Origin of the sequence: Luteococcus sp. Sow4_B9, from assembly GCF_052116585.1 — a bacterium.
Lineage (GTDB): Bacteria > Actinomycetota > Actinomycetes > Propionibacteriales > Propionibacteriaceae > Luteococcus.
Genome location: NZ_JBQKKT010000054.1, coordinates 1 through 1,771, shown reverse-complemented (window position 1 = coordinate 1,771; position 1,771 = coordinate 1). Strand labels below are relative to the sequence as shown.

Sequence of the window (1,771 nt, the reverse complement as noted above, 5' to 3'; positions counted from 1 at the left end):
CGGCTGGCGACGGTCACGTCGCTGTTCGACTACCTGGTCACCCGCGGTGTCTGTGAACGTCAGCCGGTTCCACGGTCGATGACGCCCCGGTCACGGTCGTTGCGGGGCTCGCCTCTGGTCCGGGCTCCGAAACGGCTGCCGCGGGTGCTGTCACCGGGTGAGGCGGTCGCGTTGATGGGCGCATTGCGCACCGAGCGAGACCGGGCGATGGTCACGCTGATGCTGCATGCCGGGCTGCGACGCTGTGAGGTCCTGGGCCTGCGTCTGACAGACATCCAGCTGGGCGACGGCAGGGTGTTCGTCCACCAGGGCAAAGGCGGCCACGAACGCATCGTCCCTGTCGTTGATGCGTTCTTCACGCACCTGGCCGCCTACTTGACCACCGAACGGCCACCGGGGTGTGACATCGGGTTGGTGTTCGTGGTGTTGAAGGGGCCCCGCCGCGGCATGCCGTTGAGCGCGGCAGGGCTGGATGAAGTCCTTGCTGGGGCCCGTCAACGGGCGGGGTTGCGCCACGCGACCTGCCATGAGCTGCGTCACACATGCTTCACCCGGCTGCGGGAGGCGGGCATGGCCTTGGAGGCGATCCAGGCCCAGGCCGGCCACGCCAACCTGGAGACCACCCGCATCTACCTGCACTTGTCCAACGACTGGCTCGCTGACCAGTACCGCGACGCCATGCACGTCCTGGCCGACATCTACCCACCCATCATCGAAGGGCCACGCCCATGACTGCTGTTGCCCCTGTCAGCACCAGTGCGGCTCTTGATGAGGTGACGGCCTCCTATGTTGCGGCTGCTTCCAGTTCAGCATCGGCGAAGGGCCGGCGCTTGGCGGCACAGCGCTTCGGACGGCTGTTCGGTGATCTCGACGGATGGAACCACGCCGACGTCGAGCAACGCCGCCAGGTCCGCACCGAGGTGATGTCATTCGCAGCGCACGCTGCCATCGCCACCAGCCTGCCGGTCACCCCGGACTTCGTCTCCCAGTCATGCTGTCACTGGGGCATCTACATCGCTGACGCCTACCCCGAGCAGCGCGACAGATTCGCCACCCAAGCGCTCGAGCTGGGCTTCACCACGGCACAGAGCCGACGTATGTGGTCCCACCTGGCGCGCATCTGCGTGATCGCCGGCACCAGCCCTGATGCCCTGACCACACAGACCTACCAGCAGGCGCGCACCAGCTATGTCGAAGCCGTGATGGCCTCCCGAGCGAGCGCGCCGCCCCGATGGTTGTCGACGCCACTGTTCGGCCTCGACGCGGTGATGTTCCACCGCGGTCAAGCACCCCAACCAGCCACCCGCCGGCCATGGGCGGCGCGCAGCGCCGCCGAGGTCGACTGGGAACAGATCACCACCCATGTCCCCGTGATGGCGGCCACGATGCGCCGCTACCTGCAGCAATGCCACGCCTCGCTGCGGCCCTCATCAGTGACGCTGTTCGAGACCACCCTGCGGCAGTTCGCCGGATACCTCATCGCCCACCACACCGATGCCGAGCGCATCGCCGACCTGCACCGCTGCCACATCGAGGGCTACCAGGACTGGCTCGAACAACGACCCGGCTACCGCGGCCAGCCCGGGTTGTCGAAGACCACGCTGGGCATGCGGATGGGTCACCTGCACACCTTCTTCACCCGCATCACCGAATGGGACTATCCCGATGTCCCCACCCGCGCCCTGGTCTTCCGGGAAGACCGTCCACGCTTGGACAAGCCCCTGCCGAAGTTCCTCGACGATGCCCGGGCTGCCGCGTTCATGGCCGCCGC

At 67.3% G+C, this 1,771-nt stretch carries 2 protein-coding genes; both read left to right on the top strand.

The window, feature by feature from the left end:
• A partial coding sequence (locus ACTQ49_RS14880) for a tyrosine-type recombinase/integrase (protein WP_441828616.1) occupies nt 1-732 on the top strand: 732 nt, incomplete at its 5' end.
• The coding region (locus ACTQ49_RS14875) for a hypothetical protein (protein WP_441828615.1) at nt 729-1,771 on the top strand (1,043 nt) is incomplete at its 3' end. The genes ACTQ49_RS14880 and ACTQ49_RS14875, both read left to right, overlap by 4 nt.